Here is a 15,853-nt window from a genome sequence, read left to right as displayed (position 1 = left end):
TCCCCGATCACGGCGTACCGAAGCCGTGGTCGGCGAGGATCTGGCGGCCGACCGGACCCCGCACGAACTCAGTGAATGCTCTTCCGGCTTCCGTGGCGCCGTCGAGTGCGACGATCGGGTAGCGGTTCACGACCTCGTCGCTGCCCTCCGGCGCGAAGCTCTCGACGTCTTCGCCCACCACGTCGGTCGCGTAGACCAGACCGGCGTCCGCTTCGCCGGCGACGATCTTCTGCAGGACCGCGGAGACGTTCTGCTCAAGGCTCGCCGCCGTGACCGAGACGCCGGCGGTGCGGAGGAGCGTCTGCGACGCCGCTCCGCAGGGCACCTCGGGCGCGCACAGCACGGTGGTCGCTTCCGCGAGGTCGGCGAGTGAGGTGATGCCGGCGGGGTTTCCTGCGGGCACCGCGACCACGAGGGTGTTCGTCGCGAACGACTCCGGGTCTTCGGCGAGTCCGGTGTCGACGAGCGTCTGCATCGTGCGCTCGTCGGCCGTGGCGAGCACGTCGGCCTGTGCGCCCTCGGTGAGCTGCGTCACGAGCACGCTCGACCCGTCGTAGACGATCGGGGCGACCTCGACCGCCGGATGTTCCGCGGTGAACGCCGCCGCGATCTCGTCGAAGACCGGGCTCAAGGAAGCCGCGGCGAAGACGGTCACCTCGCCGGTGAGCTCGCCATCGGCGGCAGAGGGTGACGGGTCTGCGGAGGGGGCTGCAGAGCATCCGCCCAGCAGCAGGGCGAGGACCAGCGCTGCCGACCCAGTGAGGAGCCGGTGGTTCACCGCGGCGTCTCCACGATCACGGTGGTCGCCTTGATCACCGCGACGGCGAGAGACCCCGGCTGCAGATCGAGCTCGCGAACGGCCTCGGCCGAGAGCAGCGATACGAATCGATGCGGACCCGCCTGGATGTCGACCTGCGCCATGACGCCGTCGATCTGCACGCGGGTGACGAGTCCCGTGAAGCGGTTGCGCGCGCTGGAGAGCACATCGCCCGGAGTGGGTGGCGCGGCGGCGAGGGCGACCGCGTGCTGGGCGAGAGCCTCGCCGGGGATGCGGGCGGGACTGTCGGCGGTGACCGGCAATGCGTCCTGGTCGATCCACCGCCGGACGGTGTCGTCGCTCACGCCGAGCAACCGTGCGGCTTCGGCGATGCGATAGGTGGTCACAGCCCGAGCCTAGAGCGGCGGATTCCGCAGATCCAGGCCCTCTGCCGTGCATATTCCGCATCCGCGGAGATCTGTCGCATCATCGGTCCCTCGGCGGGGGATTTCTCCGGCGCTCGAAGGGGCCGCCGCCACGCGTCCCGGGGTAGCCTGAGCGCATGCCGCTGCCTCCGCTCGTCGAGCCCGTCGCAGCACTCAGCGCCGCCGAAGCCCAGCGGACCGCGCGGCACCTCGTCCTCGCCGACCTGGGGGAACTCGGCCAGCGACGGTTGCGCGCAGCTCACGTCGCCGTCGTCGGCGCGGGCGGGCTCGGATCCCCTGTCGTGCTCGCGCTCGCCGCAGCCGGCGTCGGCACTCTCACGGTCATCGATGATGACGTCGTCGAGCTCTCGAACCTGCAGCGGCAGGTGCTGCACCGGCTCGCCGACGTCGATGCGCCTAAGGTCGACAGCGCGGTGCGCGTCGCGGCGGATCTCGCACCCGAGACGACCGTGCTTCCCGTGCGCGAACGACTGACCGCGACGAACGCCGAGGTGCTGCTGGCCGGTGCCGACCTCGTGATCGACGGCTCCGACACGTTCGAGACCCGCACGCTGGTGGCTGCCGCGTGCGAGCGGCTCGGGGTACCGCTGGTGTGGGGTGTCGTGCAGGAGTTCGCCGCACAGGTGACGGTGTTCTGGTCGGCACCACCCGCCGGAGTGCCGCCCGTCGTACTGAGCGACCTGTACCCGCCCGAGGGGGTCGGCGAGCTGCCGAGCTGCGCGGCGGTGGGAGTGCTCGGGGCGCTCTGCCTGCAGGTCGGATCGGTGCTCGCGATGGAGGCCATCAAACTCATCGCCGGCATCGGCGAGCCGCTGTTCGGTCGGGTGCTGCTGATCGACGCGTTGCGGGGCCGGATGAGCGAGGTTCCGCTGCGGGGGCGCGCGGAGGCGACCAGCGCGGCAACCTCGGTTCCGGCTCGCGCCGCCGTGCCTCACATCGCCGCGGGTGCACTCGACGACGAGATCGCCGCCGGAGCGTTCGTGCTCGATGTGCGCGAGGCGGATGAGATCGCCTTCGGGGCGATCCCCGGATCCCGGCACGCTCCGCTGGCGGAAGTGCTCGGTCGTCCCGAGGTATTCGCCGCAGAGGGCCGGGTCGTGGTGGTGTGCCGACGCGGGGTGCGGGCGGTGCGCGCGGCGGCCGCGCTGCGGAGCGCCGGGGCCGATGCCGTGGTGCTGACCGGCGGCATGGACGCCTGGAGCGCGCGATGAGCGGCATGCGCACGGTCGAAGAGCAGCTCGCCGTGGTGCTCGCCGCCGTACGGACCCGTCCGGCGGTCACCCGGGCTCTGGGCGAGGCGATCGGCTTCACGCTGACGGACCCTGCTCGCGCGCAGAACCCCGTCCCCGTTTTCGACAACTCTGCGATGGACGGCTTCGCGGTGCGTTTCGCCGACGTCGCCACGGCATCCGACGCGCATCCGGCGGTGCTGCGCGTCGTGGCGGACGTCCCGGCGGGCAGCGCGGAGGATCCACCACTCGCTCGGGGCACGGCCGCCCGCATCATGACCGGCGCCCCGGTGCCGGCTGCGGCCGACACGATCGTGCCTTTCGAAGACACCGCCGGTGGCCTCGCCGATTCCCTGGGCGAGATCCGGATCGTTCGCGCGCCGGCGGCGGAGGGCGCGCATGTGCGTCGGGCGGGGGCGGATGCCGCGGTCGGCGCCGTCGTGCTCGACCAGGGCGCGCTGCTCGGCGCCCGGCAGCTGGCCGCACTGGCATCCGTCGGCATCGCGCGGGTCGCCGTCGCCCCGCGGCCGCGAGTGGCGATCGTCTCGACCGGCGCCGAACTCGTGCCTCCGGGGGAGCCTCTGGCCCGAGGGCAGATTCCCGAGTCGAACGGCCTTCTGCTCGCCGGGCTCGTGGTCGAGGCTGGCGCCGAGGTCGTGTTCCGCGAGGTCGTCGGCGACGATGGTGCCGGCCCGGCCGACGCTGTGGCGCGTGCGAGCGCACTCGGGCTCGATGCCGTGATCTTCTCCGGGGGTGTGAGCGCCGGCGCATACGAGCCGGTGCGGCAGGGTCTGAGCGACGCGATGGAGTTCGTGAAGGTCGCGATGCAGCCGGGCAAGCCCCAGGGGTTCGGAGCGACGGACGCGGGCATGCTGCTGTTCGGGCTGCCCGGCAATCCGGTGAGCGTGGCCGTCTCTTTCGAGGTGCTGGTGCGTCCCGCGCTGCTGCGTCTGCAGGGCCGTCGGGAGATCCATCGCCCGCTCCGGCGTCTCGCCGCGGGCACCGGGTGGCGCACCCCTCCCGGTCGTCGTCAGTATCTGCCCGCCGTGATCGACGCGGACGGTCGCGTGCACCCGGCGACCCGCGGGGGATCCGGTTCGCACCTCGCGGTCGGCCTCGGGGTCGCCACCGCCTATGCCATCGTCGCCGCCGAGACCGACCAGGTCGAGGCCGGCGACCTCATCGACGTGCTGGAGCTGTCATGACCTTCACTCACCTGGATTCGGCCGGCCACGCGCGCATGGTCGATGTGACCGAGAAGCAACCGACCGTGCGGGCCGCGACCGCCGCGGGCTTCGTGCGCTGCGCGCCGGAAACGGTCGCCCTGCTCCGCGACGGCACGGTGCCCAAGGGTGATGTGCTCGCAGTGGCCCGCATCGCCGGCATCCAGGCGGCGAAGCGCACGCCGGAGCTGCTGCCACTCGCGCACGTCATCGGCGTGCACGGCGCGGTCGTCTACCTCGACATCGAAGACACCGGGATCCGGATCAGCGCGACCGTGCGCACGGCCGACCGCACCGGGGTCGAGATGGAGGCGCTCACCGCCGTCTCGGTCGCCGCGCTCGCCGTGGTCGACATGATCAAGGGTGTGGACCGCGCGGTGACGATCGAGAACGTGCGCATCGTCGCCAAGGAGGGTGGGCGCAGCGGTTCCTGGCGGAGGCCGGGGGAGTGACCACGTCGTCGCACGCCGAGGTCGGCGCCGTGCTGCTCGTGGGCGGCGAGGGGCATCGGATGGGCGGCATCGCGAAGCCTCTTCTCGTGCTGGAGGGGCGATCGCTGCTGGCGCGCACCGTGGATGCGGTGGTCGATGCGGGTGTGGGCCCGATCGTGGCGGTCGGTCCGGTGCTCGAGGAGTCGGGCGACGTGGTTTGGACGTGGGAGGAGCCGCCGCTGGGTGGCCCGGTCGCGGGGATCGCGGCCGGACTCGCGCAGATCGCGGCCGACGGGGTGCTGATCCTCGCCGGTGATCTCGCGCGACCGGACGCCGTCGTGCAGGGATTACTCGCCCACCGCTCCGACGATGCCGCGGCCCCGGCATCCGTCGAGGGAGTCGTGTTCTCTGCAGACGGGCAGCCGCAGTGGCTGGCCGGCCTCTACCGCACGGAATCGGTCCGCCGCGCGCTCGACGGGATCGAGACCGACCGGAATGCCTCCGTCCGCGCACTCCTCGGTGGCCTCGCCATCGAGTGGGTCGTCGACCAGGAGGGGATTACCGCCGACATCGACTCGCCCGCCGACCTGGCTCGCGCACGACAGGAACTCGAGGAGACGCCATGACCGAGAACAGTCGCACCCTTCCTCCGGAGGCGCTCGACGCCTGGGCGGCCGAGCTGCGTGAAAGATTCGACCTGGGCGAGGAGGATGCGCCGGTCGGGCTGATCCTCGACCTCGCCCGAGACGTCGCGAACGGGGTCGCGCGCCCGGCGGCGCCGTTCAGCGCCTTCGTGGCCGGTCTGGTCGCCGGTCGCGCGGGTGGCTCGCCCGACGACGTGCGTGCGGCGGTGGCCGCGATCGTCGAGCTCGCGAACGCGCATGCGGCTCAGGAGCCGAGCTGATGGCCACGGTGCGTTACTTCGCGGCCGCGGAGGATGCGGCGGGCCGGGCGACGGAGCCCTCGGATGCCGTGACTCTCGGCGCGCTGCGGGCCGAGCTCGTGGAGACCCATCCGGCGCTCGGAGCGATCCTCGACCGCTGTGCGCTGCTCGTCGACGGCGCCAGGGTGGACGACGACTTCGCGCTGGCGGGGGTGGGGACCGTCGACGTGCTGCCTCCGTTCGCCGGAGGCTGAGGTTCAGCCGCCGATGCCCTTCCACGCCGTGGTGCCGTCGGCCTCGACCTGACGCTTCCAGACCGGGAGCTCGCGCTTGATGGCCTCGATCATCTCGCGGCACACCACGAAGGCCTCGTCGCGATGCGCGGCGGCGACCGCGACGACGACAGCGGCCGAGCCGACCGGAAGTCGACCGATGCGGTGGCTCACGGCGATGATCGCCTCTCGGCTCACGCCCGTGGCGACGGCCTTCTCCGCGAGGTCGCGGAGGATCCGCTCGGCATCCGGGTGCGAGGAGTACTCGAGGGCGACGACCTCTCCGGCGGCATCCGGGTCGTGGTCGCGGACGCGTCCGAGGAATGTCGTGACCGCGCCCGCGCGGTCGTCGTCGACAGCGGCGAGGTGCGCGTCGAGAGACAGTTCGGTGTCGCTGATCGCGGCCAGGGTGACGGTCATCGGTGGTCCTCTCCGTCGAGCTGGGCGATCACATGCGGGGTGACCGACAGGATGACCGGCATGCCGTCGGCGACACCGCCGGGCGAACCGGGGAGGTTCACGATCAGCGCGCCCTGCGCGGTGCCGGCGAGGCCGCGGCTGAGCAGCGCGGCGGGGAACTTCGCGGCCCCCTGCCGCCGCAGCTCCTCCGAGATTCCCGGGAGCTGTCGATCGAGCACGCGCGCGGTGCCCTCGGGGGTCTCGTCGCGCGGGGAGATGCCGGTGCCGCCGGTGGTGACGATGAGCCGCACGCCGCGGGCGAGGAGTCCGCGCAGCGCCTGCTCGACGGCATCCGCTCCGTCGGGGATGATCACAGGATCGGCGCAGTCGAACCCCGCGTCGCGAAGTGCGGTGACGGCGAGGGGCCCGGCCGTGTCGGGGCGGGTGCCTGCTGCTCCGCGGTCGGACACGGTGAGCACGGCGGCGGAGGTCATAGGCCGAGGGTAGCGTCGGGCGTTCCGGACACGAGCGGTCAGACGCTCATGTCGACGGGCGGTTCCATCACGATGCCCTGCGCCTCGAAGGCACGGCGGCGCTCCTCGATGCGGCGGTGCAGCTCGACCTGCGCGTCGTCGACGAACTGCGGGTCGAGATCGACGGTCGGCGGATGCGGGTCGCCGTGGTTCGCGGCGATGTACGCGTCGAGCTCGGGTCCGCTCGTCCACGACGTGATGAGGGCGTAGCGAGGTGCGGTGCCGCGGTGCCAGACCGCGTGCCAGAAGCGCTGGGTGTCGACGATGATGCGCGAGCCCGCGCGCAGCGGCAGGCGAATCTCGGTGGCCGGGTCGAAGCGGTCTGAGCGCAGGATCAGCATCGACTCGGTGTCGTCGGAGAGGTTGAAGAATCCGCGGACCACCCAGCCGGTGCCCTCTTCGTTGAGGCGGTTGTTGTCGTCTTGATGCAGGTTGTAGATCGCGTCGGCGTACTCGTTGGGCTGCAGCTCGATCACGCGGCAGCGGCCGATGCCGGAGCCCGGCTCCTGTGCCCGGCGCTGGAGCGTGGGGGCGATCGCGATCTGCGACTCGACCCAGACGCCGTCTTTGTCGGCCCGCGGCGGGGTGTGGTTCCAGAAGCCGTTGCAGTCGACGTCGCCCGCGTAGCTGGTGAGCGGGGCGAAGCGCGTGATGCCCGAGGAGCGCCAACCGACGTACTCCAGATCGAGCCATTCGGCCGGATCGGCGGGCGACGTGTGGTCGTCGAGGACGACGTAGCCCGTCTCGGCCAGTGCCTCGGACGTGATGAAGCCCATGATGAGTAACCCTTCCCGTCATCGCTGCCCCCACAGGCGGCGGGTTCTTAGGCAATCCTAACCCGGTTCGGCCGCTCTCGTGGAGGGATGCTGCCGTGCAAAAGCGCGAGGGCGCCGGTCCTGCGCGCCGATATTCTGAGGGCATGACTCAGCCGCAGGGCGCCCTCCTCGTGGGCAGTGTGAACTTCGACGACGCCGAGACCACGATGCGCACCGCGGCGGAACTGCTCGGCGATCGGCTCCGCCGCATCCCGGACGGCGAGGTCGGCAAGCGGTTCCACTGGATCATGTTCCAGCCCGACGTGATCGGCCGGGCCGACGGCATCGAGCGCATCGGCGACGAGCCCATCCCGTTCCCGGCCGGTATCGACGCGCGTGGCCTGCGCATCGGCGAGGGAGTGGATGCGGCGAGCATCGTGCTGCCGCCGCTCGGCTACGCTGCCGCGGCGATCGAGTCGTATGCCGTATTCACGCGCCTCCGCGCCGAGGGGGCTGTGCCCGCCGGCATCCGATTCCAGGTGTCGCTGCCGACGCCGCTGGCCGTGATCTCCTCGTTCTTCCACGGCGACGACCGGGCCGCGATCGAGCCCGTGTACACGGCGGCCATCCTCCGCGAGCTCGACGAGATCCTCGCCGCGATCCCGCACGAAGACCTCGCCGTGCAGTGGGACGTCGCGACTGAGATGGGCATCATCGAGCGCGCGGCAGGTTACGGCGCGGTCATGGAGGCGTGGTGGCCCGGCGACCCGTTCGACGGTCTCGTCTCGCGCCTTGCCGCGCTGGTCGACGCCGTGCCCGCCGACGTCGAGGTGGGCGTGCACCTCTGCTACGGCGACGCGGGGGAGAAGCACTTCTTCGAGCCGACGGATGCTGCGAACCTGGTGCGCTACGCGAACGCCGTGGCTGCGGCATCCGCTCGCTCGCTGACCTGGCTGCACCTGCCCGTGCCGATCGCTCACGACGATGCGGCGTACTTCGCACCGCTCGCCGGCCTCGCCCCCGTGAACGAGCTGTATCTCGGGCTCGTGCACCGCGAGGACGGCGCGGAAGGGGCCGCGCGCCGCATCGCCGCAGCCACCCCGTACGCGGGCGAGTTCGGCGTCGCGACCGAGTGCGGCATCGGTCGCGCACCCGCCGGCTCGACCGAGGGCATCCTGCGCACCCACGCCGAGGTCGCCGCCGTCTGGTGACCCGCATCGCTCGATTCGCGCGCTCGCCCCGCGTCGCGTAAGCTATTCCGCGGTGACGTGTCCGAGCGGCCGAAGGTGCAACTCTCGAAAAGTTGTGTAGGGTAACCCCCTACCGTGGGTTCAAATCCCACCGTCACCGCCACCACGAAGGCCCCGACTCCCGTCGAAAGACTGGGATGCGGGGCCTTCGTCATGCGTGGAGTTCTGGCTGCGGTAACGCAGCGGTAACGGGAGTTGCATCGTGGTTGTAGTGGGGTGCCGGCTCAGTGATCGATCAAGACTGGGACCTCACGATTTTCGGTGGAGGGCTATCAGGGGTTGTTGCGGGATGCCTGGCCGTGCCTCTTCTCCTGGTCAGATCTTCTTTTGTCTGTCGAGAGTCCCTACGCGCTGTCGGAGAATCTGCGGAATATTCGCGGAGTCTGGGGCAGTCGCTGCTTGTCCAGAGCTGCCTCGCGAAGAGCTGTGGCTCGCACTGGCATGGAGTTTTCCGATTTCCGCAGAGTGGCTACCGGCTGAGGTTCGAGCCGCGCTAGCGGGAGCCGCTAGTCGAGTTGTTCGTCTCCTGGGACTTAGAGGCTCCAACTAGCGCGGTTGCTGAAGTAGGCGTGGCGGGCAAGGCCCGTCAGCGAGTACTCTCCGGAATCCAACGAGTTCTCGAGACACGAGTCGTTGTTCGTCGAGCTTCTTGGCCCTCCTGCCGACCCAGTGAACAACGCACGGCGCTAGAAGAGCATGCGCGGGCGCTCGATGCTATCTGGGACGGCGACAGGGAGCGTGCCGAGGCGGCGAGGCACTATCACATCCTCGAAGGGTGGGAGCGTCGCCGACCCTCGACTGAGCGCAAGCCGTAGCGACTCGTCGTCGCGATAGCGCGTGGGCGCCAGGCACTGTCACGGCCTTCGTTCCTCGAGCGCCGACGCAGTTGTTCGACAGTGGCTGTACCTATACGTGCACCGACACGAGGCGCTCTCCGTGACGAGACGATCGTCGAGGATGATGTCGGCGTCGTCGATGGGCTCGGCGCAAGCCGTTTTGACTCCGGAAGGCCTGGGTACCGCGCTCTAAGCTCCCGTGGCAGGGAGTCTCAGGGGCCCTCTCTTGTTCTTGATTTTTTTCTTTGGGGGGGCATATCTCAGGCACACGGTTCCGTTTTTCGCTCTGCTATCCCTAGGAAAGCGTGATCAAGTTCATGCTCGGAGTTTGTCACCGACCCGACGCCCTTCATCGTCGATTTCGTCGTGTGGAAGTCGCTGCACACGGTCGCGTTCATGTACTTCGTGGCGACAGCCACCGCTCCCACGTTTCGGGGCGATGGTCGGATCCGTTGCTGTGGGTAAACCTCGTCGGATCAGCTCTGACGCCTGTGATCGGGGCTGGGAGGGCGGGTAGCCTGAGCGGATGCCCGAGATACCGCCTTTCAGCCCCACGATCGCGTTGCTCGCCGTCGCTGCGGGTTGGCAGGAGTCATTTGCTGACGCGTTGAAGCCGCTGGGTCTGACGTCGCGAAAATACGCGCTGCTCGGACACATCCGCGTCACTCCGGGCATCTCCTTCAGCGAGCTGGCACGTCGGTCCCGCATCACGGCGCCGAGCGCCCACATCGCGGTCGCCGCGTTGAAGGATGCCGGATTGGTCGACGATGCCACGGCCCGCGCCGGCGCTGCCTCGCATCTGGAGGTCACGGATCAGGGTAGGCAGCTCCTGGAGGATGCCGCGGCGAGGATCGCCGTGCTCGACGAGATATTCGCTGCAAGGCATCCGCAACTCACCGACGCTCTCCGCGCCCACATGATCGCGACGTTTGCGGGAACGGACAACCTTTAGGTAAACTAAAGGAGTGGAAAATGTCCTACTGTCCGTGCACGTTGTCGCGGGTATCCTCTTCATCGGTCCCGTCGCCGTCACCACGAGTCTTTTTCCGCGGTTCGCCCTCTCGGCATCGACCGCGGATGGTGCAGCAGGCGGGCTCGATGCGGCGAAGCTGCTACATCGGGTCACGCGCACCTACGGCATTCTGGCGCTGAGCGTTCCTCTGGTCGGCCTGGCTCTTGCCGCCGTGCAGGGAAGGCTCGGCGAGATATGGATCACCGCCGCGATGGTGCTCACCGCCGTCGCGGGCGCCCTGCTCGTGCTGAGGATCGTACCCGCGCAGCGTGATGCCCTCGGCTCCGCGCTCGATCGCCGTGCACTCACGAATCTGCGTGTGATGGCGGGGGGCTTCAACCTGCTGTGGGTCATTGTCGTCGTGCTCATGATCGTTCGGCCGGGTGCAGAATGAGACCCCTGCTGCGCGCCCTCGACGTGCTCTCCGTGCTCGAGCTTCTGAGCATCGCCGTTCTGCTTGTCAACCTGTTCCTCGTGCATGCCGACGGGGTGGCCCCGGCGATCGGTCCGATTCACGGTGCGCTTTACCTCGCAGTCGGGGTGACGGCACTGTTCGGGCGCGATCTTCTGCTGCGGACTCGTCTGATGGCGCTGATCCCTGTTCTCGGCGGCATCCTCACGCTCATCAACGTGCGCACGGAGAATCGGCGGTGACGCCTGCCCGGCACTTCTTCCGCCGACCACGCGCGGTCAGCGCTTTGGAGGCGCGGGCGCTCGTGGAGAACGGTGCCCTCATCGTCGACGTGCGGCGTGCGCAGGAGTGGCGGCGGCATCACATCCCGAGGTCGGTGCTGATCCCGTTGGTGCAACTCGAGGAACGTGCCGATGAACTGCCCGAGGACCGGCTGCTCATCACGTTCTGCACGGGCGGCATGTTGTCGAGCGGTGCGGCGAACATGCTCGTGGAGCTCGGCTACGACGCGGTCAACATGAGCCGGGGCCTCATCGACTGGCGTGCAGCCGGAGGCGAACTCATCGCTGGGGAGTAAGCCTGCACGATGGGTCGCTGCTCCGCTGGCGCGAGATGGAACCCTTCCTCACGACGCGCTGGCACGCGCGCCGTCGCCCTCGACAAGGTCGTCGTGGGTCGAGCGCTTCCGATCTGGCCGGAGCGCTGATCGCGGAGTGCCGAAGGGTCCGGCGATCGTGTGATCGCCGGACCCTTCGAGGTATGTTCAGAACGCGTCGGGGTGCGCTGCGCGCGCGATCTTCTCGATCGCGGCGGCATTCGTCGGGCCGACGTACACGCCGTCGGAGACGGTGACGTAGTTGTTGTTCTTCGCGGCATCCCACTGCGGGTACTCAGCGAAGAGCGCGGCGGCTTCGGCGTCGAGATCCTCACCCGGCATGAACCCACCGACGACAAGAACGTCGACATCTGCCGTGGCCAGGTGCTCAGCGTCAATGGTTGACGTGAATGTCAGGTCGCTGTCCTGGAACGACCCGACGACTCCGGCCCGGTTCAGAACATCATCGAAGATGCCGCCGAGGAAGACCGCAGGCATGCCGTTGGTCGTCATCATGGACATGCTGGGGAAGACGATGAGACCGGTCGGCGTCTCCTGGCCCTCCACCGCAGACGATACGGCGTCGATCTGAGAGCGGAGGTCGTTGACGAGCGCTTCAGCTTCGTCCTGGCGATCGAAGACGTTGCCGACGAGATTGAGGAACCCGAACGACGACTCGACCGTGGCGTTGTCGAAGGCGGAGAGCTCTTCTTCCGTGGCGTCTTCCTTGCCCATGGCGCAGTTCGCCGGATTGACGATCGTGTTGATGCCCTCGGCGGCGAGTTCGTCGCGTGATGCTTGGCCGTTGGCCGAGTCGAAACCGCCCGACGTCGTCGCGATCACCAGGTCGGGCTTGAGGGCGAGCAACTGCTCGGCGGGGATCTCGAAGCTCCCGGCCATGTCCAGATCGCCTGTGGGCAGCGCGTCGATCTGCGCGACCAGCTCTGGCTGATCGGACATGCCGTAGTTCTGCATGTTCGCGAGGATGGTGTCGTCGAGTCCGAGCAGTAGAAGGGACTCGACCTCGGCGACGGACGCGCCATTCATGAGCACTACGCGCTCGGGCTTTTCCGTGAAGGTCTGCTCGAAGCCGCAGTTGTCGATCGTGAGGGGGTATTCGGTGCTCCCGCCCATCAGGGCGGTTCCATCGACGGTCGGCGATTCGGTCTTGGTCGCATCGGACGGGCTGGCGGCGCATCCGGCCAGGACGCTGAGAACGACGAGTGAAGTGAGCGCGGTCGCAGCTCGGGATTTCGTGATGTGCATCGGACGAACCTTCCTGGGTGTCAAGTGGCTTAACTCTACAATAGGTAGTGTTAAGGATCCGCCCGGCAGGCTCGAATGGCCCTGTTAACTCTACGTACCGTAGAATAAGACCGAGCCGTGCATCCCGATCCCGTCCTCCGGTCGGCAAGCGTGAGCCGCTCATACTTGCCCTGACGGCCCGGTCTCCCGTTCGCCGCCTCATTCTCTCCAGGCCCAGGAGGCCGCATGTCTGCCGTCGATACCGGTCCGATCAAGATTCCGGCCGCCACGTCAGGGATGATCCCGCGCTCTGACATGCGCGTGATCTGGCTGCTGTTGGTCGCCGCGTTCGTCTCGATCCTGAACGAGACCACGATGGGGATCGCGATCCCTGACCTCAACACCGATCTCGGCATCCCGCCCGAGCTGGGTCAGTGGCTGACAAGCGCCTTCATGCTGACCATGGCCGTCGTCATCCCGACGACCGGATTCATCCTCCAGCGTTTCACGACCCGTCAGGTGTTCATCGCCGCGATGATCGCGTTCTCGCTGGGCACGCTGGTGGCGCTCGTCGCTCCGGGCTTCGCGACACTGCTCGTCGGACGCGTGATCCAGGCGGCCGGCACCGGCGTCATGATCCCGCTGCTGATGACGACCATCATGAACGTCGTTCCGCCGCAGTCGCGCGGACGAATGATGGGCCGTGTCGGCCTGGTGATCTCTCTCGCTCCCGCGATCGGCCCGACGCTCGCCGGCGCGGTACTCGAGCTGGCCAACTGGCGCGCACTCTTCGCCATCATCCTCCCGATCGCGCTGATCGCTCTCGCGATGGGGGCGAAGTGGATGACGAACCTCGGCGAGACCCGCAACGTGCCGCTCGACGTGCTCTCGATCCCGCTCGCCGCGCTTGGCTTCGGCGGCATCGTGTTCGGTCTCAGCCAGTTCGGCGGCGAGGGCGGATCCGGCGAGACGGTCGGCATCCTCTCGCTCGTCGTCGGTGGCGTGTCGCTCGGCCTGTTCGTCTGGCGTCAGCTCCTGCTGCAGCGCAAGGACGACGCGCTGCTCGACCTGCGCGTGTTCCGCTCGGGGAACTTCACCGTCTCGGTGATCATCATGACGATCCTCGCGCTGTCGATGTTCGGCACGCTGACCCTGCTACCGCAGTATCTGCAGAACGTTGCAGGGCTCGACCCGCTCCAGGCCGGTCTGATCCTGCTCCCCGGCTCGTTGCTGATGGGTCTGCTCGGTCCGATCATGGGTCGCGTCTACGACGCACGAGGCACGCGCCCGCTGCTCATCCCTGGCACGATCCTCGTGTCCGCGGCGCTGTTCTACTATTCGACCGTCGGTGAGCACACCGTGTGGTGGGTGCTGATCATCGTGCAGGCGGCGATGTCGGTCGGGCTGGCGATGTCGTTCACCCCGCTGTTCTCCGCCTCGCTGGGCTCTCTTCCCCGCCGGCTGTATTCGCACGGTACCGCGGTGTTGAACACGTTGCAGCAGGTCGGCGGCGCGGCCGGAGTCGCAGTGTTGCTGGTGACGTACTCATCGATCCTGCATGCGGGCGAGAGTGACGGCCTCACCGCTGCAGCGGCGGGAGCGACGGGAGCACGTGCGGCGTTCCTGATCGCCGCGCTCATCTCCCTCGCGACCGTCGCTCTCAGCGCGTTCGTGTGCAGACCCGCGGACGACGCCGGCGGAGAGCTCGTCCCGCCCACGAGCTCTTGACGCTCTCGAAGACGGCACCCGTTCGAGGCCGCCGACCTCGTATCGCCGCAGTGGTGTCGTTGCCACTGTGGGTGATGGTTATGGGCGCGGTGATTCTGGTCACTGCAGTGGTCGCTGTCTGCTTCGGGAGCGTCAACGTCGGCATCGATCGCGTGATCGGAGTGGTGTGGGCGAACGTGACAGGCGAGTCCAGCGCTGTCGATTCGATCTATCAGAAGATCGTCTGGGAGCTGCGCGTCCCGCGGGTGCTGATGGCGGGCGTGGTCGGCGCGGCGCTGGCGCTGGCCGGCGCAGCTCTGCAGGGTCTGCTTCGGAATCCGCTGGCGGATCCGTACATCGTCGGGGTCTCGTCAGGAGCATCGCTGGGCGCGGTGCTGGTGATGACCTTCGGCTCGAGTGTGCTCTTCGGGCTCACCACTCCGGCGGCAGCGTTCGTCGGCGCACTGGTCATCCTCGTTCTCGTCTTCGCGTTCGCGCAGCGATCGGGAAGCTTCACCGACATGCGACTCGTTCTCTCTGGCGTGGCACTCGGATACGTCGCGATGGCGGGAACCAGCTTCGCTCAGCTGCAGGCCGAGCCGGGGCAGGTGCGAGGGATCCTCTTCTGGATGATGGGGAGCGTCGCGGGAGCGCGATGGGAAGGCCTTCTGCTGCCCACCATCGTCATGGTCATTGCGGGAGCTTGGCTGCTGAGCCAGGCGCGAGGGTTGAACGCGTTGGCGCTCGGCGACGATGACGCGGTGGCGGTCGGCGTGAATCTGCGCCGCTTCCGACTCGGACTCCTCATCGTCGCCGCACTCCTCACGGCCGTGACCGTCGCGGTCGCGGGCGGCGTCGGCTTCGTCGGTCTGATCATTCCGCATGCTGTGCGCATGATCGTCGGTGCGGACTATCGGCGATTGCTTCCGGTCGCCGCGCTCGCGGGGGCGATCTTCCTGATCGCCGTCGACCTGGTGGCCCGTACCGTGGGCAGCCCGAACGAGTATCCGCTGACGATCTTCACCGCGCTCGTGGGAGGACCGTTCTTCCTTTGGCTGATGAGATCACCGGAGGGCCGCACATGAAGATCGCCATCACGGACCTTGACCTCAGCGTCGGAGGTGCGCGTTTCATCGAGGACCTCGCGCTCGAGATCGCCTCGGGAGAATTCGTCGCGATCGTCGGTCCGAACGGTTCGGGAAAGTCCACGCTCCTGCGCGCGATGTATCGCGCGCTCAAGCCGGATGCCGGCTGCATCCTCATCGGGAGCGTGAACGTCTGGGATGTCGCGCCACGGCGGGCTGCGCAGCTGCGCGCGGTGGTGACGCAGCATCAGACGAGCAATGACAGCATGCTGGTTCGCGACATCGTCGCGACCGGGCGTCATGCCCACCAGTCCTGGTATCGCGGTGAGACGAAAGCTGACCGCGACCATGCTGACGCCGCACTGGTGAGATGCGGGGCCGCGCACATGGCCGACCGCAAGTACGCCACGCTCTCCGGGGGTGAGCGGCAGCGGGTGCTCCTCGCGCGGGCTCTCACTCAGGATGCGCCGGTTCTGATGCTCGACGAGCCAACGAACCACCTCGACATCACGGCGCAGCACGATCTGCTGAGCCTTCTGGAATCCGTCGATCTCACGCGCGTGGTCGTTCTGCACGATCTCAATCACGCGGTCGCCCATGCCGATCGGATCATCGTGATGCATGAGGGGCGCATCAAGGCGGCCGGTATCCCGTCCGAGACACTGACATCGGAGCTGACGCGAGAGGTCTTCGCCGTCGACTCGCGACTCATCGAGCATCCGATCACCGGGCGGCCGCATCTGCTCACTGCGCCGATGCGTTGACCCGCATGTGTGCGGAGGT

Annotated in this window: 21 protein-coding genes and 1 tRNA gene; 16 read left to right on the top strand and 6 right to left on the bottom strand. The window is 68.4% G+C overall.

Annotation, left to right across the window (positions count from 1 at the left end; all coding sequences use genetic code 11):
- Positions 1-7: 7 nt before the first annotated feature.
- Both modA and BQ2383_RS04385 read right to left on the bottom strand, forming a co-directional pair.
- Positions 8-778, bottom strand: a complete 771-nt coding sequence (gene modA / locus BQ2383_RS04390; RefSeq protein ID WP_091030117.1) for a molybdate ABC transporter substrate-binding protein — start codon at positions 776-778, stop codon at positions 8-10.
- Positions 775-1,164, bottom strand: a complete 390-nt coding sequence (locus tag BQ2383_RS04385; protein ID WP_029262425.1) for a TOBE domain-containing protein — start codon at positions 1,162-1,164, stop codon at positions 775-777. The genes modA and BQ2383_RS04385 overlap by 4 nt, the downstream gene beginning before the upstream one ends.
- Before the next feature lie 155 nt (positions 1,165-1,319).
- Here BQ2383_RS04385 and BQ2383_RS04380 point away from each other — a divergent pair, with 155 nt between their 5' ends.
- Genes BQ2383_RS04380 through BQ2383_RS04355 form a run of 6 tightly spaced genes read left to right on the top strand, consistent with a single transcriptional unit; the run spans position 1,320 to position 5,223 of the window.
- Positions 1,320-2,414 carry a HesA/MoeB/ThiF family protein gene (locus BQ2383_RS04380; protein ID WP_091030115.1) on the top strand — a complete coding sequence of 365 codons (1,095 nt, stop codon included), beginning with the start codon at positions 1,320-1,322 and terminating at the stop codon, positions 2,412-2,414.
- Positions 2,411-3,637: a molybdopterin molybdotransferase MoeA gene (locus tag BQ2383_RS04375; protein ID WP_091030111.1), complete on the top strand. Its 1,227-nt coding sequence runs from the start codon at positions 2,411-2,413 to the stop codon at positions 3,635-3,637. The genes BQ2383_RS04380 and BQ2383_RS04375 overlap by 4 nt, the downstream gene beginning before the upstream one ends.
- Positions 3,634-4,107 carry a cyclic pyranopterin monophosphate synthase MoaC gene (gene moaC / locus BQ2383_RS04370; RefSeq protein ID WP_091030108.1) on the top strand — a complete coding sequence of 158 codons (474 nt, stop codon included), beginning with the start codon at positions 3,634-3,636 and terminating at the stop codon, positions 4,105-4,107. Before BQ2383_RS04375 ends, moaC begins: the two co-directional genes overlap by 4 nt.
- On the top strand, positions 4,104-4,712 hold the full coding sequence (mobA, locus tag BQ2383_RS04365) for a molybdenum cofactor guanylyltransferase (RefSeq protein ID WP_091030104.1): 609 nt from the start codon (positions 4,104-4,106) through the stop codon (positions 4,710-4,712). The genes moaC and mobA overlap by 4 nt, the downstream gene beginning before the upstream one ends.
- The gene (locus BQ2383_RS04360) at positions 4,709-4,990 is read left to right on the top strand and encodes a DUF6457 domain-containing protein (protein ID WP_091030102.1); all 282 of its coding nucleotides are present in this window, start codon (positions 4,709-4,711) and stop codon (positions 4,988-4,990) included. Before mobA ends, BQ2383_RS04360 begins: the two co-directional genes overlap by 4 nt.
- Complete coding sequence (locus tag BQ2383_RS04355) at positions 4,990-5,223, top strand: MoaD/ThiS family protein (RefSeq protein ID WP_091030099.1); 234 nt, start codon at positions 4,990-4,992, stop codon at positions 5,221-5,223. Before BQ2383_RS04360 ends, BQ2383_RS04355 begins: the two co-directional genes overlap by 1 nt.
- A gap of 3 nt (positions 5,224-5,226) precedes the next feature.
- On the opposite strand, the gene BQ2383_RS04350 is transcribed toward BQ2383_RS04355, so the two are convergent.
- From BQ2383_RS04350 to BQ2383_RS04340, 3 genes are read right to left on the bottom strand one after another with little or no spacing between them, the layout of a single operon-like run.
- Complete coding sequence (locus BQ2383_RS04350; protein WP_091030097.1) at positions 5,227-5,661, bottom strand: molybdenum cofactor biosynthesis protein MoaE; 435 nt, start codon at positions 5,659-5,661, stop codon at positions 5,227-5,229.
- Complete coding sequence (locus BQ2383_RS04345) at positions 5,658-6,134, bottom strand: MogA/MoaB family molybdenum cofactor biosynthesis protein (RefSeq protein WP_091030095.1); 477 nt, start codon at positions 6,132-6,134, stop codon at positions 5,658-5,660. Before BQ2383_RS04345 ends, BQ2383_RS04350 begins: the two co-directional genes overlap by 4 nt.
- A gap of 38 nt (positions 6,135-6,172) precedes the next feature.
- On the bottom strand, positions 6,173-6,949 hold the full coding sequence (locus tag BQ2383_RS04340; RefSeq protein ID WP_091030092.1) for a hypothetical protein: 777 nt from the start codon (positions 6,947-6,949) through the stop codon (positions 6,173-6,175).
- A gap of 143 nt (positions 6,950-7,092) precedes the next feature.
- Between BQ2383_RS04340 and BQ2383_RS04335 the strand changes: the two genes are divergently transcribed.
- From BQ2383_RS04335 to BQ2383_RS04310, 7 genes are all read left to right on the top strand, one after another.
- Positions 7,093-8,139 carry a hypothetical protein gene (locus BQ2383_RS04335; RefSeq protein WP_091030090.1) on the top strand — a complete coding sequence of 349 codons (1,047 nt, stop codon included), beginning with the start codon at positions 7,093-7,095 and terminating at the stop codon, positions 8,137-8,139.
- 51 nt (positions 8,140-8,190) lie between these two features.
- Positions 8,191-8,281 (top strand) — tRNA-Ser (locus tag BQ2383_RS04330).
- Positions 8,282-8,747: 466 nt separating this feature from the next.
- Positions 8,748-8,993, top strand: a complete 246-nt coding sequence (locus BQ2383_RS19650; RefSeq protein ID WP_167381536.1) for an FCD domain-containing protein — start codon at positions 8,748-8,750, stop codon at positions 8,991-8,993.
- Between the two features lie 547 nt (positions 8,994-9,540).
- Positions 9,541-9,966 (top strand): MarR family winged helix-turn-helix transcriptional regulator, encoded by a 426-nt coding sequence (locus tag BQ2383_RS04325; RefSeq protein ID WP_091030087.1) that lies wholly within the window; start codon positions 9,541-9,543, stop codon positions 9,964-9,966.
- A 13-nt stretch (positions 9,967-9,979) separates the two neighbouring features.
- Positions 9,980-10,420 carry a hypothetical protein gene (locus BQ2383_RS04320; RefSeq protein ID WP_091030084.1) on the top strand — a complete coding sequence of 147 codons (441 nt, stop codon included), beginning with the start codon at positions 9,980-9,982 and terminating at the stop codon, positions 10,418-10,420.
- The gene (locus BQ2383_RS04315; protein WP_091030081.1) at positions 10,417-10,680 is read left to right on the top strand and encodes a hypothetical protein; all 264 of its coding nucleotides are present in this window, start codon (positions 10,417-10,419) and stop codon (positions 10,678-10,680) included. The genes BQ2383_RS04320 and BQ2383_RS04315 overlap by 4 nt, the downstream gene beginning before the upstream one ends.
- Positions 10,677-11,015, top strand: coding sequence for a rhodanese-like domain-containing protein (locus tag BQ2383_RS04310; protein WP_091030078.1), 339 nt, complete (start codon positions 10,677-10,679; stop codon positions 11,013-11,015). Before BQ2383_RS04315 ends, BQ2383_RS04310 begins: the two co-directional genes overlap by 4 nt.
- Before the next feature lie 186 nt (positions 11,016-11,201).
- On the opposite strand, the gene BQ2383_RS04305 is transcribed toward BQ2383_RS04310, so the two are convergent.
- Positions 11,202-12,299, bottom strand: a complete 1,098-nt coding sequence (locus BQ2383_RS04305) for an ABC transporter substrate-binding protein (RefSeq protein ID WP_091030074.1) — start codon at positions 12,297-12,299, stop codon at positions 11,202-11,204.
- A gap of 225 nt (positions 12,300-12,524) precedes the next feature.
- Here BQ2383_RS04305 and BQ2383_RS04300 point away from each other — a divergent pair, with 225 nt between their 5' ends.
- The 3 genes from BQ2383_RS04300 (at position 12,525) to BQ2383_RS04290 (ending at position 15,834) form a co-directional block, all read left to right on the top strand.
- Positions 12,525-14,006 carry a DHA2 family efflux MFS transporter permease subunit gene (locus tag BQ2383_RS04300; protein ID WP_091030071.1) on the top strand — a complete coding sequence of 494 codons (1,482 nt, stop codon included), beginning with the start codon at positions 12,525-12,527 and terminating at the stop codon, positions 14,004-14,006.
- 80 nt (positions 14,007-14,086) lie between these two features.
- On the top strand, positions 14,087-15,070 hold the full coding sequence (locus BQ2383_RS04295) for a FecCD family ABC transporter permease (protein ID WP_208617616.1): 984 nt from the start codon (positions 14,087-14,089) through the stop codon (positions 15,068-15,070).
- Positions 15,067-15,834, top strand: a complete 768-nt coding sequence (locus tag BQ2383_RS04290; protein WP_091030066.1) for an ABC transporter ATP-binding protein — start codon at positions 15,067-15,069, stop codon at positions 15,832-15,834. Before BQ2383_RS04295 ends, BQ2383_RS04290 begins: the two co-directional genes overlap by 4 nt.
- The last annotated feature ends 19 nt before the right edge of the window (positions 15,835-15,853 follow it).

This window comes from Microbacterium oxydans (assembly GCF_900095745.1).
In the GTDB taxonomy this organism is placed as follows: Bacteria; Actinomycetota; Actinomycetes; order Actinomycetales; family Microbacteriaceae; genus Microbacterium; species Microbacterium oxydans_B.
Note: the sequence above shows the minus strand (reverse complement) of the source record. Positions and strands in the feature narration are given on the sequence as shown.